Origin of the sequence: Paenibacillus sp. SYP-B3998, assembly GCF_010820665.1 — a bacterium.
GTDB lineage: Bacteria > Bacillota > Bacilli > Paenibacillales > NBRC-103111 > Paenibacillus_E.
Map to the genome: position 1 here is coordinate 50,334 of NZ_JAAIKC010000004.1, position 17,832 is coordinate 68,165.

Annotated in this window: 15 protein-coding genes and 1 riboswitch; of the genes, 9 read left to right on the top strand and 6 right to left on the bottom strand. The window is 45.7% G+C overall.

Features of this window, described 5'->3' with window-relative positions; all coding sequences use genetic code 11:
* Positions 1 to 39: 39 nt before the first annotated feature.
* Both GK047_RS13055 and GK047_RS13060 read right to left on the bottom strand, forming a co-directional pair.
* A complete protein-coding gene (locus GK047_RS13055) occupies positions 40 to 741 on the bottom strand; it encodes a C39 family peptidase (protein ID WP_163946954.1) in 702 nt (233 codons plus the stop codon).
* Positions 742 to 787: 46 nt separating this feature from the next.
* Positions 788 to 1,630 (bottom strand): polysaccharide deacetylase family protein, encoded by an 843-nt coding sequence (locus tag GK047_RS13060; protein WP_163946957.1) that lies wholly within the window; start codon positions 1,628 to 1,630, stop codon positions 788 to 790.
* A gap of 159 nt (positions 1,631 to 1,789) precedes the next feature.
* Positions 1,790 to 1,878: riboswitch (cyclic di-GMP riboswitch) on the top strand.
* 81 nt (positions 1,879 to 1,959) lie between these two features.
* Here GK047_RS13060 and GK047_RS13065 point away from each other — a divergent pair.
* The 5 genes from GK047_RS13065 (at position 1,960) to GK047_RS13085 (ending at position 8,157) form a co-directional block, all read left to right on the top strand.
* The gene (locus tag GK047_RS13065; protein WP_163946960.1) at positions 1,960 to 4,341 is read left to right on the top strand and encodes an EAL domain-containing protein; all 2,382 of its coding nucleotides are present in this window, start codon (positions 1,960 to 1,962) and stop codon (positions 4,339 to 4,341) included.
* Positions 4,342 to 4,414: 73 nt separating this feature from the next.
* Positions 4,415 to 4,924 carry a hypothetical protein gene (locus tag GK047_RS13070; RefSeq protein ID WP_163946964.1) on the top strand — a complete coding sequence of 170 codons (510 nt, stop codon included), beginning with the start codon at positions 4,415 to 4,417 and terminating at the stop codon, positions 4,922 to 4,924.
* Positions 4,917 to 5,423, top strand: coding sequence for a hypothetical protein (locus GK047_RS13075; RefSeq protein ID WP_163946967.1), 507 nt, complete (start codon positions 4,917 to 4,919; stop codon positions 5,421 to 5,423). The genes GK047_RS13070 and GK047_RS13075 overlap by 8 nt, the downstream gene beginning before the upstream one ends.
* 75 nt (positions 5,424 to 5,498) lie before the next feature.
* Entirely contained in the window at positions 5,499 to 6,746 is a 1,248-nt protein-coding gene (locus tag GK047_RS13080; RefSeq protein ID WP_163946970.1) for a M48 family metallopeptidase, read from the top strand.
* Between the two features lie 115 nt (positions 6,747 to 6,861).
* The gene (locus GK047_RS13085) at positions 6,862 to 8,157 is read left to right on the top strand and encodes an MFS transporter (protein WP_163946974.1); all 1,296 of its coding nucleotides are present in this window, start codon (positions 6,862 to 6,864) and stop codon (positions 8,155 to 8,157) included.
* Positions 8,158 to 8,616: 459 nt separating this feature from the next.
* Here the strand turns inward: GK047_RS13085 and GK047_RS13090 are convergent, their stop codons facing one another.
* From GK047_RS13090 to GK047_RS13105, 4 genes are all read right to left on the bottom strand, one after another.
* Positions 8,617 to 9,762 carry a conserved virulence factor C family protein gene (locus GK047_RS13090; protein WP_163946977.1) on the bottom strand — a complete coding sequence of 382 codons (1,146 nt, stop codon included), beginning with the start codon at positions 9,760 to 9,762 and terminating at the stop codon, positions 8,617 to 8,619.
* Between the two features lie 101 nt (positions 9,763 to 9,863).
* The gene (locus GK047_RS13095) at positions 9,864 to 10,451 is read right to left on the bottom strand and encodes a guanylate kinase (RefSeq protein ID WP_163946979.1); all 588 of its coding nucleotides are present in this window, start codon (positions 10,449 to 10,451) and stop codon (positions 9,864 to 9,866) included.
* 242 nt (positions 10,452 to 10,693) lie between these two features.
* Positions 10,694 to 12,805: a DEAD/DEAH box helicase gene (locus GK047_RS30375; protein WP_163946981.1), complete on the bottom strand. Its 2,112-nt coding sequence runs from the start codon at positions 12,803 to 12,805 to the stop codon at positions 10,694 to 10,696.
* Positions 12,806 to 12,970: 165 nt separating this feature from the next.
* The gene (locus tag GK047_RS13105) at positions 12,971 to 13,651 is read right to left on the bottom strand and encodes a hypothetical protein (RefSeq protein ID WP_163946983.1); all 681 of its coding nucleotides are present in this window, start codon (positions 13,649 to 13,651) and stop codon (positions 12,971 to 12,973) included.
* A 279-nt stretch (positions 13,652 to 13,930) separates the two neighbouring features.
* Between GK047_RS13105 and coxB the strand changes: the two genes are divergently transcribed.
* From coxB to GK047_RS13125, 4 genes are read left to right on the top strand one after another with little or no spacing between them, the layout of a single operon-like run.
* A complete protein-coding gene (gene coxB / locus GK047_RS13110) occupies positions 13,931 to 14,947 on the top strand; it encodes a cytochrome c oxidase subunit II (RefSeq protein WP_163946985.1) in 1,017 nt (338 codons plus the stop codon).
* A gap of 28 nt (positions 14,948 to 14,975) precedes the next feature.
* The gene (gene ctaD / locus GK047_RS13115) at positions 14,976 to 16,844 is read left to right on the top strand and encodes a cytochrome c oxidase subunit I (protein WP_163946986.1); all 1,869 of its coding nucleotides are present in this window, start codon (positions 14,976 to 14,978) and stop codon (positions 16,842 to 16,844) included.
* Entirely contained in the window at positions 16,841 to 17,455 is a 615-nt protein-coding gene (locus GK047_RS13120) for a cytochrome (ubi)quinol oxidase subunit III (RefSeq protein WP_163946988.1), read from the top strand. The genes ctaD and GK047_RS13120 overlap by 4 nt, the downstream gene beginning before the upstream one ends.
* Before the next feature lies 1 nt (position 17,456).
* Complete coding sequence (locus GK047_RS13125; protein ID WP_163946991.1) at positions 17,457 to 17,774, top strand: cytochrome C oxidase subunit IV family protein; 318 nt, start codon at positions 17,457 to 17,459, stop codon at positions 17,772 to 17,774.
* The last annotated feature ends 58 nt before the right edge of the window (positions 17,775 to 17,832 follow it).

The window sequence follows — 17,832 nt, forward strand, 5'->3', positions numbered from 1 at the left end:
TATGAAAACAAGACCTCCCGGATGATCGGGAGGTCTTATTCATTGAGTTGGCTTTATGAAATTTTCCATAACTGTAATTGCTTGAGAGCCCATCGATTCCCATATCGTTTTGAACCCCCATAAATTATAACTTTCCCGCTCACCTGTCATAGGGTCGTTCATATAGGCATAATCGTCGTCCCATCCCGTCATCACTAAGGCGTGCTCAGGATTATACCAATCGATGAGGTGTCCTTCCTCGTCCTGCCATTGATCCTCAAAATGAGGCGCATCCATATGTTCGGTGGCCCAGATTATAACGGGTCGCCCTGACTTAACTGTATCGAGCAGATTATCGAAAGACCCGCCTGTGAGGTCGTCAATTTGTTCTGGGAGATAGTGACCTAATAGCGTAGCAATCGGCTTATGATAGATCCCAAAACCTTTCCCGAAGGGGTCCCCTACAAAGACATCCTCTGGATTACCACCAATTAATATTCCGTCCTCATTCATCATGGGAAAATCCCCTTTGGGAAGCGCCTCTGCAACTTCCTCTTTCGATACGGTAATTCCTGCCCATTGCAGCAGCATTGTCGCAGCTACAGCTTCACATCCATTCGGCAGCTCAGGTAGCTGAGAGATGACAGGGACGTTAGGAATTTGGTAATGTTGGTTGTTATCTTCTGAGAAAACCATTTGGGGTAGAAGTAGAAAGTTGATCATGCCAATCAAAAAGAGAAATAAGGGTTTTTTCCTTTTCATCCTTTCATGCATCCTTTCCAATCCAGTAATCCGGATTCAAAACTCCTTAATGCTTAGAGAGCATGACTAGTTTAAAGCCTTTACTTTTAATGCCTTTAATAATTGCTGGAAGTGCAGCAATTGTGGAAGGATGGTCATGCAGCACAATAATACTGCCGGATTTTACTTGGGATAAGACATTATCAGCAATTTTCTTTGGGTCTTTGGATGACCAGTCCTTCGGATCCTCGTTCCACAAAACCATACTCATTTGATGCTCTTCTGTGATGAGTTTGGTGTCATTATTATAAGCGCCGTACGGTGGGCGAAAAAGAGTAACTGGCTGCGTATCCCATTTTTTTAGCTTTGCAAGGCCAGATTCAAACTCCTTCTCTTGATCCGAATAAGTCATTTTGGACATTTGGGGATGTGTGTCCGAGTGATAACCCACCTCATTTCCCTCGTAGACAGCTTGGGTTACAGATTCTGGGTATGCAGCGGCATTTTGCCCAAGAAAGAAAAAGGTCACATGCACGTTTTGTTCTTTTAACATTTTCAGAAGATCTTTCGTATTCTTTGTCGGACCGTCGTCGATCGTAATCGCTACACAGTCTTTACCTACGTTATAAATAGGCTTCAGGCTTGATACCTTATCAGGCTTTTTGGGATCTGAGACGATATTCTCTTCCTTCGGAATTCCGGTTTCTGGAGCTTGAGGGATGATTGCTTCAGGCTTTGCTGTCCCTGAGACGTCAGACTTTTCTGTAGGAACTGGCGTGCTAGACGGCGCTACAGAAACTGCTTGCTCAGTAGGAGGACTAGAAGTCGAATCCGAAGCATGCTGGTCGCAGGCTGTTAGTGAAAGGCAAGTGAAGATGGAAAAAATCGCTGAATAATAAATGAGTTTCATAGAATCCCTACCTTTAATATAAATAAACATAGTCTTATTACTATCATCTGACGAAAAAAAATGCAAACAGTTCATAAAATAGTTGACGGTCTTTCATTGAACGTGTTATAAAGTGAATAGGTAAAAAGTCCTAGTGCTAATTAATTAAATATTCCTTAAAAGAGATAAAGGCAAACTTGGCGAAAGCCAAGGACGCAAAACTAGAGGGGCTACACGATGATTTGTTCGTATGCCAGCCAGTTTCCGCTTTAGGTCGATTAAGAAACCTTAAGCTAGGTTTCTTTTTTTATCTTTTTTGATGGTCTACGAAACTATGAGGTGTTTGCATCATGATGACTATGACAGTAATTATCTTACTCTATTTTATTCCTGTTTCGGTATTATTTATATTAGGTATAGAAGTCTATCGAAAAAATCCTTATCATCAGCTGAACCAAATCGCAGCTATCGTATTATTCTTGATGGCTGTCCAGTTTGTGGGAACTTACTTGGTCCGTTATGCAGCGCTATTCTATGAGCGTGGGATGGTTGTCTGGTTATTCTATTTTCCTAGTTTCCTGTTGATGGGTGTCATGCTTCACTTTGTGATGAGGCTGACGGGAAGGTTTCGAACGTTGCCCAAGTGGCAACTGCTCGCTATTTGTTACGGGCCTATTTTTATTTTTCTAGGAAGCTTGTTATTCTGTCCCTTTCCCTGGCTGTCCGTTAAATTCGTTAACGATGGATTTTGGAAGTACGAATCCGCGAGCGTTGGACTTCGCTACATCATGTTGGGGGCTCGTGTATACACGATGGTTACTTGCATTATGCTGGCAGTGGCTGGTTTTCGTTATGTTAAGAAATATGATTTGAACACCAAAAGAAAACAAATTCGTGTAATTTTGCTAGGTGTACTCCTCTCTAGTTTGTGGTCGGTTGCCTTTTTGTTTGAGAAGCGTCCATTTTTTTTGCCTGAATCATTTAATTACCCAGATTTAGGTATGTTCTCACTTTTATGGTTTGCTTTATTTTTGCGCTTTGCCGTGCTCAAATATGATTTTCTGCCCTCCATTGATCGTACCTATCAATTGCTATATGATCTATCGCCGCTATCTATTCTCATTATTAATCAGGAAGGTATGATCAAAGACATAAATCCGCAAGCGGCACAGCTCTTCGAGCAATCTCCTCAGGAGCTGCTATTACGCCATGTGGGGCAAGTCCTCCTGATCTATGAATCAGATATCGAATCGCTGGACGATGATTATGGAGAGGAACCTTATCCTATTTTACAGGGGAATTATACGCTTGAAACAAGCAGCGGGGCGCGCAAGCATGTAAGAGTTGAAAGCAAGGATATGAAAGTACAAGGAGAACTGCTTCAATATGTCGCTCTTATAGAGGTAGCGAAAGGGAAAATCGCGGAAGAAAGGGTATGTTACCTGGCGTACCACGATAGGCTAACAGGTCTTCCTAATAAGGTTTTTTTTGAAAATCAATTGGAAATGCACTTAGCCAAGCCGAACCCGGACCCGTTTGCCATTATGCGATTAGAAGTATACGGATTCGAACATTTGAATGAGAAAGTGGGGTCATTAATAGGAGATTTAGTGCTGCAGCATGTGGCTGAGCAGCTCAGGAAATATTCCCCGCTACAGGCTGTTATCTCAAGGCTGAGTGAAAACACGTTTGCATTGATGGTACCAGAAATGGTCGATCGTATGCAGATTTCCATACTGGGATCGAGGGTCATCGAAGGCTTGAAGGAGCCGTTCTTGTATGAACGTAGATCGCTCCAAGCTACGGTTAGCATGGGAATCGCTCTTATGCCTGAGCACGGACAACGCGCGGAACAGCTTATGCAAGTTACTGATATTGCTTTGAATCAGGCAAAGCAGCAAGGTGAGAATCAAGTCATTATCTATGAAGCCTCGGTTCGTTGTGAGGACGAGCGGCAATTTCAGATGAATTATGGAGTTAGAAAAGGGCTGGAGAAAGGGGAGTTCGTCCTTCATTACCAGCCGCTTATTCATATGCGCTCAGGTGAAATCATTGGGGTGGAGGCGCTAATACGCTGGGTACGTCCAGGTATTGGTTTCTTATCGCCTGATCAATTTATTGTACAGGCAGAGGAGACAGATAGCATTGTTGATATCGGTTATTGGGTGCTGAATACGGTTTGTGAACAGCTCCAAGGTTGGATCATGGAAGGTCTGCCTCCTCTCATGATGTCGGTTAATTGCTCAGCGCGGCAATTGCTCGATCTTAATTTCCCTAAGCAGTTAGCGGAAACAATACAGCGCACCAACCTTAATCCTTCTCTTCTCTGTTTGGAAATTACAGAGAATACAGCGATGATGGAGAATGAAAACGTACTCAAGGCTTGCGAGGAGATCATGCGTTTGGGTGTCAAACTCTCGATCGATGATTTGGGCAGCAGGTACGCATCACTAATGTTATTGAAGAGGTTGTCCATTCACTCTATTAAAATCGACCGTTCTTTCGTCAAAAACATCGTGCAAGATGAACAAGATCAAACCTTGATACAAGGCATAATTTCGCTGTCTCGGGAACTAGGTAATCAGGTTATCGCTAAAGGCGTTGAAAAGTTCGAACAATGGGAACTTTTATCCACATTAGGATGTGACGAGGTTCAAGGTTATTTCCTAAGCAGACCGCTCGAAGCTCAAGAGCTGCTTAGATTTATGAAACAAAAAGGTGTTACTGCATGACCTCATCGGGCATTGACTCATGTAATAGGGTAAAATAAATAGAACGACCCGTTTATGGATATGAGGGAGATAGATGAGCAAACACGAAGCTGAAAAAAAAGGATTGGAACAAACCGCAATTGATATATTTGTAGAGCTATATAATCGTAATCACGAACATCCGCTGAGGTTTGTGCAGCAGCAAGAGAAGCCGGATGCGCTGCTTGAGGATGTAGAACAGAACCTGGTAGGGCTTGAAGTCACACATCTATTCTATGATTCTGAAGAGGCGAGGCTGATGATGTCGCGATCGGAGCTTACCCTTCCAGGAACGGAAGTATTAGATCAATTCATTAAGGTTATTAATGATCGGGTGCGAGGCAAGGAGGAGAAATATAGGGAATATTCGCACGAATATCCGTGTATGCTCCTTATTCGCAACGTATCCTTGTTATTCGGCATGTCCGATGTATTGGGCAGAAAGAAAAAGCTTATGCTGCCGCGGGGCCAATTCAGAGAGGTGTGGTTGCTCTCCAGAGATTTCACCCCGGACTGGCTGTTGGTCAATTTATATGAGATTGATGGGGGATGTTACCATGTTTAAGCACATTAAACGAGTGGCAGGAGCCTTGGATCGAGCCAAGGTGCCGTACGCAATTGGCGGTAGCGGGCTGCACTTCAGTTTACAACTGATCGAGACGATGAACGATTGGGATATAACAACGGATGTTCCTCTGGAAATGCTCATGAACAGCCTAATCCTGGAAGAAGTTCGACTTCAGCACAGCGGTGACTTTCCCTTTGCTAGTGATTATCGCGTTCTCATCCTGACGGATGACATGCCGATCGAGATCATTGGTGGCTTCAAGCTGCATGTAGAGGATGCCATTGTCCGATTGCCCAGTATGGCTGTTTCACGCTGGCAGGGCTTATCCATGGGAAGTCCGGAAGTATGGGCAGTTGCTTATGAGCTGATGAACCGTCAAACCAAAGCGGATTTATTATGGCAATATCTGAAGGAGCGGAGCCAGCCGGAGATGATTGAACAACTACTGATGGAGCCTCTGCCTCACAAGATTAAAAGTAAGCTCTTGGAGTTATAATCATTGGATTTGTTATAAGGTTATTTCGCTAAACATATAAATAGGTTGTCCAAAGTAAAGGAGAGGGGGAATGAAATGAAACGACTATACCTGATAATTTTAGTTATATTTGCTCTGTATACGTTAGGAATGAGTATGTACTTGTTACAAGGGGATCTGTTTCAGATTCCAGATTCAATTAGAGGAACGGTTGCTGACCCGCACACGTTCATGACTTTGGAGGAAATTGAGAAAGCAGAGTCCTTATCACGTATTCGTTCGTTGGCATTTTTCATTTCTTCGCCTTTACAAATGGGACTCCTTGTGGTTCTGCTCGGGGTCGCAGTAAGATTTCGTCATATTGTGGAACAATGGTTTCATCGCCCCTTCTTACAAATGATTGTGTTTATTTTGTTATTTATGCTTCTTATGGACGTGTTGTTGCTACCTATTGACTACTTGCTGTATCAAGTCGATCATCACTATGGGATGTCTAACGAGACGATTACCATGTTTTGGAGCGACCTTGCCAAAGATTTTGTGATTAACGTATTAGGAACAATCATCTTGGTGGCCCTATTCAGATGGCTAGTGCGAAGGAGCCCAGAACGCTGGTGGCTATGGTTCTGGGTTATATGTATTCCGCTTATATTATTCGTAACGTTCATTCAGCCTGTGGTGCTAGATCCCTTATATAACGATTTTCAACCACTCCAGAATCAAGAACTCAAGCAGGAGATCCTCTCCCTTGCGGCCCAATCCAACATCCCTGCGGATCAAGTTTATGAGGTCAACATGTCGGAACGCACGAATGCTATTAATGCCTATGTCAATGGAATTGGCGGCAATGCGCGTATTGTGCTTTGGGATACGATTCTAAAAAAGCTGCAGCCTGAAGAGATTTTGACCGTAATGGCTCACGAAATGGGTCACTACGTAGAAGGGCATATATATTGGGGAATTGCCTATGGGATTGCACTAAGTTTTATTGGCTTCTGGCTAGCCCATAAGGCTTATCGATTCTTCATAAAGCGTTGGGGAGCACATTGGGGAATACGCGGGGAGTTGGATTTGGCTGCTCTGCCTATTTTGCTGCTGCTAGTAACAATCATGAATTTTACTTCATCGCCTGCGCAAAATGCGTTTTCACGGATCATTGAGCATCGGGCTGATGTGTATTCCATGCAAATGACAGGCGACGGCTTGTCAGCTATTCATGCTTTTCAGAAAATTGCCAGAGAGAATTTAAGTCCAGTCACACAGCCAAAAATCGTTCAATGGTTTCGTGGGTCGCATCCGACAATTATGGAACGAATCCAGTATTTCAAACCGTTTACTCATTGATGCTTGCTGAAAGAATGTCTCTGTACGAATAGGGAATAGTAGTAGCGTTGAGGAATCGACCGGGCGACCGGAGAGTCACGAAGCATACTACAGAACAAGGATGGGTGTTCGTCGCATGGAGAAGGGAAAGAAATGGGATCTCATATCCATTGCTTCCATTCCGCTTATTATGACGCTAGGGAATTCGATGCTGATTCCTGTGCTTCCCGCTATTCGCAGCAAGCTAGGTGTATCGTCCCTGCAGGTCAGCATGATGATATCCGTTTATTCAGCTATTGCGATTATTCTTATCCCTATCGCAGGTTATCTATCTGATAAATTTGGGAGAAAAGTTGTAATTGTGCCTAGTCTGCTTATCGCTGGTTTTGGGGGGCTCTTGTCAGGCTTAGCGGCGATGTGGATGCAGCATCCTTATTACATCATCTTACTGGGGAGATTTCTTCAAGGTATCGGTGCTGCAGGAGCTGCGCCGATTGTCATGCCACTAGTCGGTGATTTATTTCATGAAGAGAGCGATGTCAGCAGTGGGCTTGGGATGATCGAAACCGCGAATACCTTGGGCAAAGTGTTAAGTCCCATACTTGGGTCGGCGCTCGCTGCATGGTTGTGGTACCTGCCGTTTCTGGCTATTCCTGCATTTTGCCTACTTTCGATGCTGTTGGTATGGTTTTTGGTGAAAACGCCGAAGGCGGGGAAGCGGAAGAAAGAACAGTGTGATGTAAGGGAAGGAAATTTAGAAGCAATTGGGAAAAGGATTTCAGAAGTTAGGGTGGAATCAAGCTCCGGGAGTTCTGGGAGCTTTGCTAACTTTTTGGCTTCAATAAAGGGGATATTCAGGCAGGAAGGAACGTGGCTCATTGCCATCTTTGCAATCGGCGGCATCTGTATGTTCGTCATCTTCGGCACCTTGTTTTATTTATCCGATGTTTTGGAGGAGCAATTCCACCTTGATGGCGTGCTAAAAGGGTGTGTACTAGCGATTCCATTAGCAGCCTTATGTCTTGCTTCTTTTTTTACTGGGAAATGGATTGGCCAGAACAAAAAACGCATGAAATGGGTTACGTTCTCAGGTATTGTCATTTTGGCTGCTTGTGTGCTGCTGTGCGCACTTATGCAGCAGATCCATATTCTAATTGCTTTGCTGAGCCTGGCGGGCATAGGTATTGGGTCCGCATTACCCTGTCTTGATGCAATGCTTACAGAAGGCATTGAGAAAGAGGAGCGGGGAACGATTAGCTCTATCTATAGCTCGATGCGGTTCGTTGGTGTAGCTGCCGGGCCTCCTGCTGCTTCTCTACTTATTAAAATTTCGCCCAACGTTATGTTCTACGTCATATCTGCGTTTTGCATGGTAGCTGCGGTTTTGGCGTTGTTTTCAATTCGCCCGAATCAGAAGAGGACGTTGACATGAAACTAGTCAATGAGCGTACAAAAGTGAAAAGCGTGTATAAGCCAATAATAAATAACCCGATCTCCATAAAAAAAGGTCATACCCAAAGTAGCAATTCACTACTTTGGATATGGCCTATTTTGACATATAAGAATTTATATGTTTTTGGGTGAGCGAAACTTGCCCCTTAAGGATAGGAGTGCAAAACTACCGATAAGCGTCAAACCTAAAAGAGACTGTCAGGATGATCTTCACAGATAGGTTAACAAAAAGAAAAGTAGAAGGCAGCTCCAAGCAGAACAAAAAAGGGGATGGGGTGGAGAAGCGTTAGCGGCCGCCTTTAAAGTCGTGTTCAATACCACCTTGTAAATTCAAGGAACACGACTTTAACAGCGGTTGGAACCCCATACCTAATCCCCTCCCCATGCATAAACTTATGGGTTTAGACAAGGACGCCGTTAGGCGTTTTTCTTAATAGGGCTAATTGTTTCTACGTGTCATTTGCTGCCAAACGGAGCCTTCTGCAGCTTGGCCGCCTTCAATGCGCTCAAGCGCAATCTTCACCTGCATACGGACTTCGAATTCTGAATCGTCCACGGCTTCGCGAAGCGTCTCGATAACGGATTCATCGCCGACTTCATATAAGAAACGCGCGGCGCGCCAACGAACCAGTTTGTTACGATCTTTGAGCGCTTTAGCCATTGCGGGCATAGCAGCCGGATCTCCGATGTCGGATAAGGTATCTCCAGCTGTTCGACGTACGGAAGGGGTGGCATCCTCGAGAGCACGGTACAGGTATGGCAGCACCTCGGGTTCCTTGATGTCCCCGAGGTACACCGTCGCTAGCCGCCGAATCGACGTGTTTTCGTCCTGCAGCGCGTGGACGAGAAGCGGCAGCGTTTCAAGCGACGGCTGGATCTTCTGCAGTGTGGCGTAGCGCAGCTTCCAATCGCTGTGACGCAGCTGCTCCGCGGCTGCGTCGGTATTGAACGGCTCCGCGAGGTCACTCGCGGAGGTGGTTTCCGAGGTCTCCTCCATCGCCAGGGAGACCAAGCTCTCGATGCGGGCGTCGTCATAAGAAGCGTCCAGCTCCTGGACGACTTCGCCCGCGATGTCCTTGAGCTCGCCGTAGCGAACGCCGAGCTCCTCGAGCTTCCGCTCCTTGATCAGGTTCGGCGAAGCCGTACCTGCGCGGACTGCGGCTTGCGTGAAGCGATCCGGCATAGCCGAGCGCATTTCTTCTGCGCCAGCGCGCACTCTGACTTGGAGTGGGATGCCGCGAAACATCTGCACGAAGACTTGCGCTTCACCAAAAGCCGCCTCAGGGGCAGTCTGCTCAGGAAGCAGGCCCGTGTCCCCAGAAGGCTGCGCTTCACCGAAGATTTCACGGGCTTTGCCGAGGATAAACTGCCAGTACCCCTTCGGGTTTCGATCTACGGCAACGAAGTCTGCAGTATGGAAAATACTTGTCACTCCTTGGACAGTCATAAGCTCGCGGATGGCCTGTGGCGCTTCCGCAATGTTCGCTTTTGTATAAGTCATCCGTACGCCAGCCGGGAGGGATTCGTTCATGTTCAGCTTCATGGAATTAGGACTTGGTGTTGGTTCTATGGATATGATGTTCATTTCAGTTTGCAGCTCCTTTCAACAAGCCAGAGAGAGTATCTGTACGTGAAAAGACCCGGACGTTTGCTTCGTCCAGGCCTGATATAGGCAGTTGATGCCGATTAATCCAGATCTAATAAATTACGATTTAAGTACTGGTCTAATGTTTTGGTTAAATCAAATACGGTGTGAGCCAGATCTACGTTTTCAAATACATGAGCACAATGATCGCGATAAGCCATTTCTTCTTCGTAATAAGAAATATACTTGGCGATGATCTCTTCGGAGTCACCGCTTTCCCTCATTCTTTGTGCGAGCAATTCGGGTTGTGCGTAGATAAAGATTTGGACAACGTGTTCCCCGTAAAGCTCCTTGAGCGTGCGCGCTCCGAAACGATTCAAGATCAAATAGATGCTACCGCTCTGTTGAAACATCTGTTCAATATCAGCGCTCTTAATGCCATATAGATGGTCATTAACTGTGCTGACCTCGATAAATTCATTGTCCTCTTTGGAGGCAGCGAATTGGGCTGGTGAGATGAAGTGATAGTCTTGACCGTCTACTTCAGTTGCTCTTGGAGGTCTGGTCGTATACGAAATTACTTGTTTCATGCCTAGCGTTGAACCTGACATTTCCGCTACCGTTTTGCGACCGGCTCCATGAGGACCCGTAAATACAAAAACCATTTCTCTTTCCTTTAATGCGTACATGGAACATACCTCCTTATTTTGTGAATAATGGGGGGTAAATCCTCGTGCGAGTTCTGGTATGAAACGATTTTTGCTGAAGTAGGATCACTTTTCCATAATCTGCATTTGCTCTCTATTTATTAGGAAGAAAGACAGTTGGTAGAAAAGATCAAGCACGAGATATCCTAACCCCAAGTAGGGGGTACTTTTATTTTACAACTTTCCCGATGCGTGGTAAAGGCTTGCGGTGGAAACGCGTTGTTTTAGCGTTTCCCTCCGCGACCGCGCTGTGGGGCTCCACCTTTGGAACCGCGAGGTGAACCAGACTGTCCGCCACGCGATGTGCTGCTTCTGTCGCCGCCGCGAGGCGCACCGCCTTGTGCACCGCGAGGTGCATTCGTTCTGTCGCCGCGAGGCGCACCGCCTTGTGCACCGTGAGGTGCATTCGTTCTGTCGCCGCGAGGCGCACCGCCTTGTGCACCGCGAGGTGCATTCGTTCTGTCGCCGCGAGGCGTACCGCCTCTAGCTCCACGCTCGGAGCTTGCCGCATCGCCGCGTCCCCAAGCCTGACCGCCGCGCTCACCGCCGCCTTGCGAACCGCGAGGTGCGCTCGTTCTGTCGCCGCGAGGCGCACCGCCTCTAGCGCCTCGCTCAGAGCTTGCCGCGTCGCCGCGTCCCCAAGCCTGACCACTGCGCTCGCCGCCGCCTTGCGAACCGCGAGGTGCGCTCGTTCTATTACCGCGAGACGCTCCGCCTCTGGCACCGCGTTCCGAGCTAGCTGCGTCGCTGCGTTCAACGCCAGCATATTTATTGTAAGGTGAGTATTTATTTTCGCCGCGAGGGGTATTACCTCTAGCGCCACGTTCGGAATCGCCGCCGTTCCTACCTGCGTTTTCGCTTCTCGATCCACGCTCAGACCCGGTATCGCGTCCATATGAGTTGGTCACACGTGCTTTAGCAGCGCTCATGTTATCACCGCGAGGTGCAGAGCTTCTTGCTTCGTCGCCGCGCCCCCAAGTTTGTGGGCTGCGTTCAGAGTTAACTTTCGCTGCACGAGGTCCAGCATTGCGGGAGCCAAATTGCATGTTTGCGCGATCGCCACGTTTAGCACCGCCCCGTGCGCCTGGTCTATCATTGCGGCCGCGTTGTTCCGATGCGCCATTTCTGCCACCGCGTCCACCGCTTGATGGCTGGCCGCCGCCTTTACGTGCAGACCCTCTTCCATCGTTGTCGTAATTTTCATCGGAAACTGCACGTACGCGTCTTGGTTGGTCAGGCCTTCCCAAAGACATACGAATGCCTTTTTCGATAAGCTCGATAGTTGGAATATCCCTCTGTGTTGCGAAAGTAACGGCAACACCCTTTTGTCCAGCGCGACCCGTTCTTCCAATACGATGTATATAGCTTTCCGCATCTTGAGGCACATCATAATTAAAGATGTGTGTAACCCCTTCAACGTCCAAGCCGCGTGCCGCGATGTCGGTTGCGACCAAAAGCTCAATGCGACCGTCTCTGAATCGTTTCATGACTTGTTCCCGTTTGGCCTGGGATAAATCGCCATGCAGCTCATCAGACATCAAACCAATCTCTTGCAGGGCTTCATTAAGCGCAATTGCTCTGGCTTTGGTGCGGCAAAAAATCATCGCTAAGTAAGGTCTGTATTGTTTAATCGCTTCGATCAGTTGATCTTGCTTGGTACGATCCGTTGTTTGCACAAGGACTTGTTCAATTTCTGTTAAGGTGACCTGTTTACTCTTGATTTGAATTTCTTTGGCTTCCTTCATATAAGCTTTGGATAAGCTGCGCACCTGCTCAGGCATGGTGGCTGAGAAGAGAAGCGTTTGACGATATGGAGAGGTCTGGGCAATAATATCTTTCACTTCGTGCAAGAAACCCATGTGCAGCATTTGATCTGCTTCATCTAATACAAGTATCTTCAACTTATAGAAGTTAATCGAGCCACGACGGAGATGATCAAGCAATCTCCCTGGTGTTCCTACTACTATATGTATGTTTCCTTGTAGCTTTCTAAGCTGTCTCTCTACATCCTGGCCCCCATAGGCGGCCAAAACTTTTGCACCCGTTACAGGAGCAAGCTTTTGTAGTTCGCTGCTAATCTGTATAGCTAACTCTCGAGTAGGTGTTAAAATCAATGCTTGCACATCAGAGCTCTCTACATCTATCGTTTCCAGCATTGGAAGTACGAAGGCAAGTGTTTTGCCGGTTCCTGTCTGCGCTTGTGCGATGACATCAGTGCCGGTTAATAGTACGGGGATTGCTTCCTTTTGAATCGGGGTCGGTTCAACGACTCCGTCAGCTTGTAATACTTGAACAAGACGTTCTCTAATTCCTAATGAGGCAAATCCATTTGACATGGTAATTGGCCAGCTCCCTTTTTCCTACATATTAAAGACGATCCCCTCATTCTAACAGGAATGTTCGCCAATTGAAAACAGGAGCTGACCGCAACCTGTACAATGATGTCCATTTATATAGAAGAAAGTCCATCACGAGAGAAGACAAAAGCTCTAGTTTTAATGTTATGGCAGCACCTGTGCCGTGCCAAATACTCGTTCTACCGTCTGGTTAAAGTCGGTTAACAGCGGCATCAACGAATTACCTTTCCAACTTTGTTGGGCATAGCTATTCATTTTATTTAGAAAATCCCGGTTCGCCGAAATATAAACATCTAGAAGATTCGGCTGGAGGCTGCGAATTTTCTCTGCAATGGTCTGTTTGAATCGATGAGTCAACAAATCATGATGGACGGCTGTCTCATAATTGTTGTAACCTGTGTTCAAATCTTGTGAAGACATGGAATCGTTGGATGGGGCATGATCATTGTAAAAGCCTTTGCTCGTTCCTTGATTATTCGTTTCCCTGGTCGTATTTTTGGTTCCTATTGCTGTGCTATCCATCATGAGAGCAACATAGGCGTATTGATCTGTGGTCATGACGATAGCGGTATTAACCCCATTTAGAGCGTTTAGTTGGTTAGAGAGGAACTGACTGTATGCAAGCTGCTTGTTGTTGTGAGAGACAGGGCCGGAGAATTGCTGTGTTTGGTAAGCTCTTTCTGAATCTGTCGAATTTTCTGATGGAGATCCAAAGTTGGTGTGATCGGGGCTTTTGCCATATTGCCTTCCTTGCTCTGAGCAACCTATTAAGAGCAGCATGAGGAATATCAATCCATAAATCGGAAAACCTAACTTCCTGAGCATGTCGAACATACCTCCCGATGACGTTGTAATGTCTATAGGATGGGATGTTTCCGGTCTTTTATTCGCTAGCTCAAATATACGCTTTTATGCATAAAGAGGTGGCTGTATGGAAATAACCATGGAAGGAAAATATATGGCTAGAAAGCCCTTTAAGAACAATTTGTGAACTTCTCTACAGCGATTGACAAAAAGTTTTCACGAATTTATAGTTAATAAAGTGAATTGACACGTGCATGGCCTTCGTGGTAAAAATAATGTTTTAAAAGTGGGGTTGATACAATGAGTCGATTGAAAAAGTTATGGCGCCTAATACCCCTTTTCGCGGTATTGACGTTCTTGCTAACCGGGTGTGGAGACCCGACCCTATCTGCTTTAAAGCCGAAAGGTCCAGTAGCAGATGAGCAGCTTTACTTAATGAAATTGAGTCTCTTTATCATGATTTTTGTCGTAATTGTCGTATTTGCTATTTATGCGTATGTTCTAATTCGCTTTCGCAAACGCAAAGGTGATGAAAGCATACCTAAGCAAGTCGAAGGGAACCACGTGCTTGAGATTATCTGGACAATCGTTCCGATTCTTCTTTTGCTGGTACTTGCGGTGCCAACTGTTTCGTATACGTTTAAGCATTCAACGAATTACAATAAGAACAAGGATGCCGTTCATGTCAAAGTAACTGCTCATCAGTTCTGGTGGCAGTTTGAATATCCGGATTTAGGCATCGCTACAGCTCAGCAGCTGGTTGTACCTAAGGACAAAATTATTGCATTTGAGCTTGTATCGGCAGACGTCAGCCATGCGTTCTGGGTACCCTCTCTCGGCGGTAAAGTAGATACGAATCCAGGTATTACGAATACCCTTTACTTAGAAGCAAGCGAAATTGCTACCTTCCAAGGAAGATGTACGGAGCTATGCGGAGCTTCACATGCTTTGATGAATTTCACGGTAGAATCCAAGAGTGAAGCTGACTTCAATGCTTGGGTAACTAAAATGAAAACGCCAGTTTCTGTGCCGGCAACTGCACAAAAAGGCGAGGAGCTTTTCAAAGAAAATTGCATGACTTGTCACGCCGTGAACGCGAACGGTCCTGGTGTTGCTCCGAACCTGAAAGGTTTCGCAGATCGCGATACGCTTGCTGGTGTTCTGGAACACACTCCTGAGAAAATGGATTTGTGGATACGTAATCCGCAAGAACAAAAACCGGGTAACAAGATGCCAGCCTTCGGTAAAGAAGCAGGCGGTAAACTTGATGATACCCAAATCAAAGATATTGTTCAATACTTACAGACTTTGAAATAAACTTCTCAGGATAAAGGAGGTAAATACGTTGGCTCACACTCATGCAGTTAAAAAATACAGCGGTCTGATGGATTGGCTTACAACGGTCGATCATAAGAAAATCGGTATCCTGTATTTGATAGCGGGCGGCTTTTTCTTCCTCGTCGGAGGGCTTGAAGCCATTCTGATTCGGATTCAGCTCGCGTATCCCGATGCTCATATTTTTGTCGGGGATACATTTAATCAATTAACAACGATGCACGGTACGACGATGATCTTTTTTGCAGCGATGCCGATCATTTTTGCCTTTATGAATGCTATTGTACCCTTACAGATAGGGGCAAGGGACGTTGCTTTCCCTTTTGTGAACTCACTAGGTTTCTGGTTGTTCTTCTTAGGCGGCGTGCTTATGAATACAAGTTGGTTCTTGGGCGGAGCACCTGATGCTGGTTGGACGGGGTACGCTCCGTTATCTTCCAATACGGATACAGGTTGGGGAACTACAATAGAGGGTAATTTACAAGGGACTGATTTCTATGTCTTGGGTTTACAGATTGCCGGTATTGGAACTCTTATCGGGGGAATTAACTTCCTAGTGACGATCATTAATATGCGTGCGCCTGGTATGACTTACATGCGCTTGCCGATGTTCACTTGGACTGCATTCATTACTTCTGGTTTGATTATCCTTTCGTTTCCTGCAATTACAGTAGCGCTTGTAGAACTTATGTTTGACCGTATTTTCGGAGGCGCATTCTTCGATGCCGCAAGAGGCGGTAACAACGTGTTATGGGAGCATCTATTCTGGATATTTGGGCATCCCGAAGTATATATTCTGATTCTTCCTGCATTCGGTATTATTTCTGAGATTGTTTCTACCTTTTCGAAGAAACGTCTTTTCGGATACAGCTCCATGGTGTTCGCTTCCGTGTTAATCGGTTTCCTAGGTTTCATGGTTTGGGTCCACCATATGTTTACAGCAGGCTTAGGTCCAGTAGCGAACTCGATCTTCTCGATTGCTACAATGGCGATTGCGGTTCCTACAGGCGTTAAAATCTTTAACTGGTTGTTCACGCTTTGGGGCGGTCAAATCCGTTTCACAACAGCTAACATTTTTGCTACTGCTTTCATCCCTACATTCGTTATGGGTGGAACTACCGGGGTTATGCTAGCGATTCCTGCGGCAGACTTTCAGTATCATGATACGTATTTCGTAGTAGCTCATTTCCATTACGTTATTGTTGGTGGTTTGGTGTTAGGCTTATTCGCAGGCCTTTACTACTGGTGGCCAAAAATGTTTGGTCGCATGTTGAATGAAGCTTTAGGTAAAATTCACTTCTGGTTTTTCTTCATTGGTTTCCATTTGACATTCTTTCCACAGCATTTCTTGGGATTGATGGGTATGCCTCGTCGCGTATTTACGTACCAACCAGGTCATGATCTAGAAACAGGGAACTTAATTAGTACAGCGGGTGCCTTCCTAATGGGTATCGGTACACTTGTGTTCTTAATCAACATCATTGCAACATCGAGAAAACCACAGACAGCTTTAGCAGATCCATGGGATGGACGCTCGTTGGAGTGGACGATTCCTTCACCTGCACCAGAGTATAACTTTAAACAAATTCCGCTTGTTCGCGGCTTAGATGCTCTTTGGAAAGAAAAAACGGCAGGTAATAAGGAAATGATTCCTGCTGAGCCAATCGGTTCAATTCATATGCCATCTGGCTCGATTCTGCCGCTTGTTATGTCGCTTGGTCTGTTTATTGCAGGTTTCGGCTTCATGTACAAAAATTATTATGTAGCTGCTGCCGGTATCGTAATTACATTCATTGCAATGTTCTTACGTTCCGTTTATGACGATCATGGATGGCATATCGAACCTGAAGAACTTGAAGACAAGGGGGCAAAGGCATGAGTACTCATCATACGGGCGCACTGCCTGCACATCCGGAAACGGCAACCCTTGAAGGGAAAAATAAGGTTCTTGGCTTCTGGCTTTTCCTGGGTGCTGAGGTGGTATTGTTCGGTTGTTTATTCGCAACCTACATTGCACTTCGGAATTCAGTTGCTGATGGTCCGACTGCACAAGAATTGTTCAATCTTAAAACAGTTGGTTGGTCTACGTTTATCCTCTTAACTAGTAGCTTGACGAGTGTATTCGCGATTATCGCGATGCACAGACAAAAGCTTGGTCAATTGTTAGGATGGCTTGCAGTAACTGTGTTGTTTGGTTTAACGTTCTTAGGTTTAGAAATTTATGAGTTTGTTGAGTATGTGCATGAAGGGCATAAGTTTGTAACGAGTGCTTTTGCAACTTCATTTTATACCCTTGTTGGTTTCCACGGTGCTCACGTTGCATTCGGGATATGTTGGATTACATTGTTGATTTTACAAGGACTCAAAAAAGGTCTTACAGTTGTTACGGCACCTAAGTTCTACGTAGCTGCTCTATATTGGCACTTTATTGACTTAGTCTGGGTATTTATCTTCACGGTCGTCTATCTGATGGGGAAGGTGGGTCACTAAGATGAGCAGTCATTCTCACGAAGCTTCCACTCCTAGCAAAAGACATAAGCAAGAACCGACGCTGAATCACTATTTGTCTTACATTATCTCGATCCTTCTCACAATGCTGGCATTTGCTGTTGTGTTGTATGGGGATTTGGATCGATCCTTTATCTTAATTTTCATCGTTACCCTCGGTATTGTGCAAGCAGTGATTCAACTACTGTTCTGGATGCATGCCAAAGAAAGAGGACATTTATTCCCGCTTATATTCCTAGCGGGAGGAGCCTTTATTGCGGTAACAGGAGTAATCGCGGCTGTATACTGGATGTGGTGGTAAGTAAGCAGGAAGAGGCAACTTTGTCTAGACAAAGTGCCTCCTCTTTTTTTAGTTGATA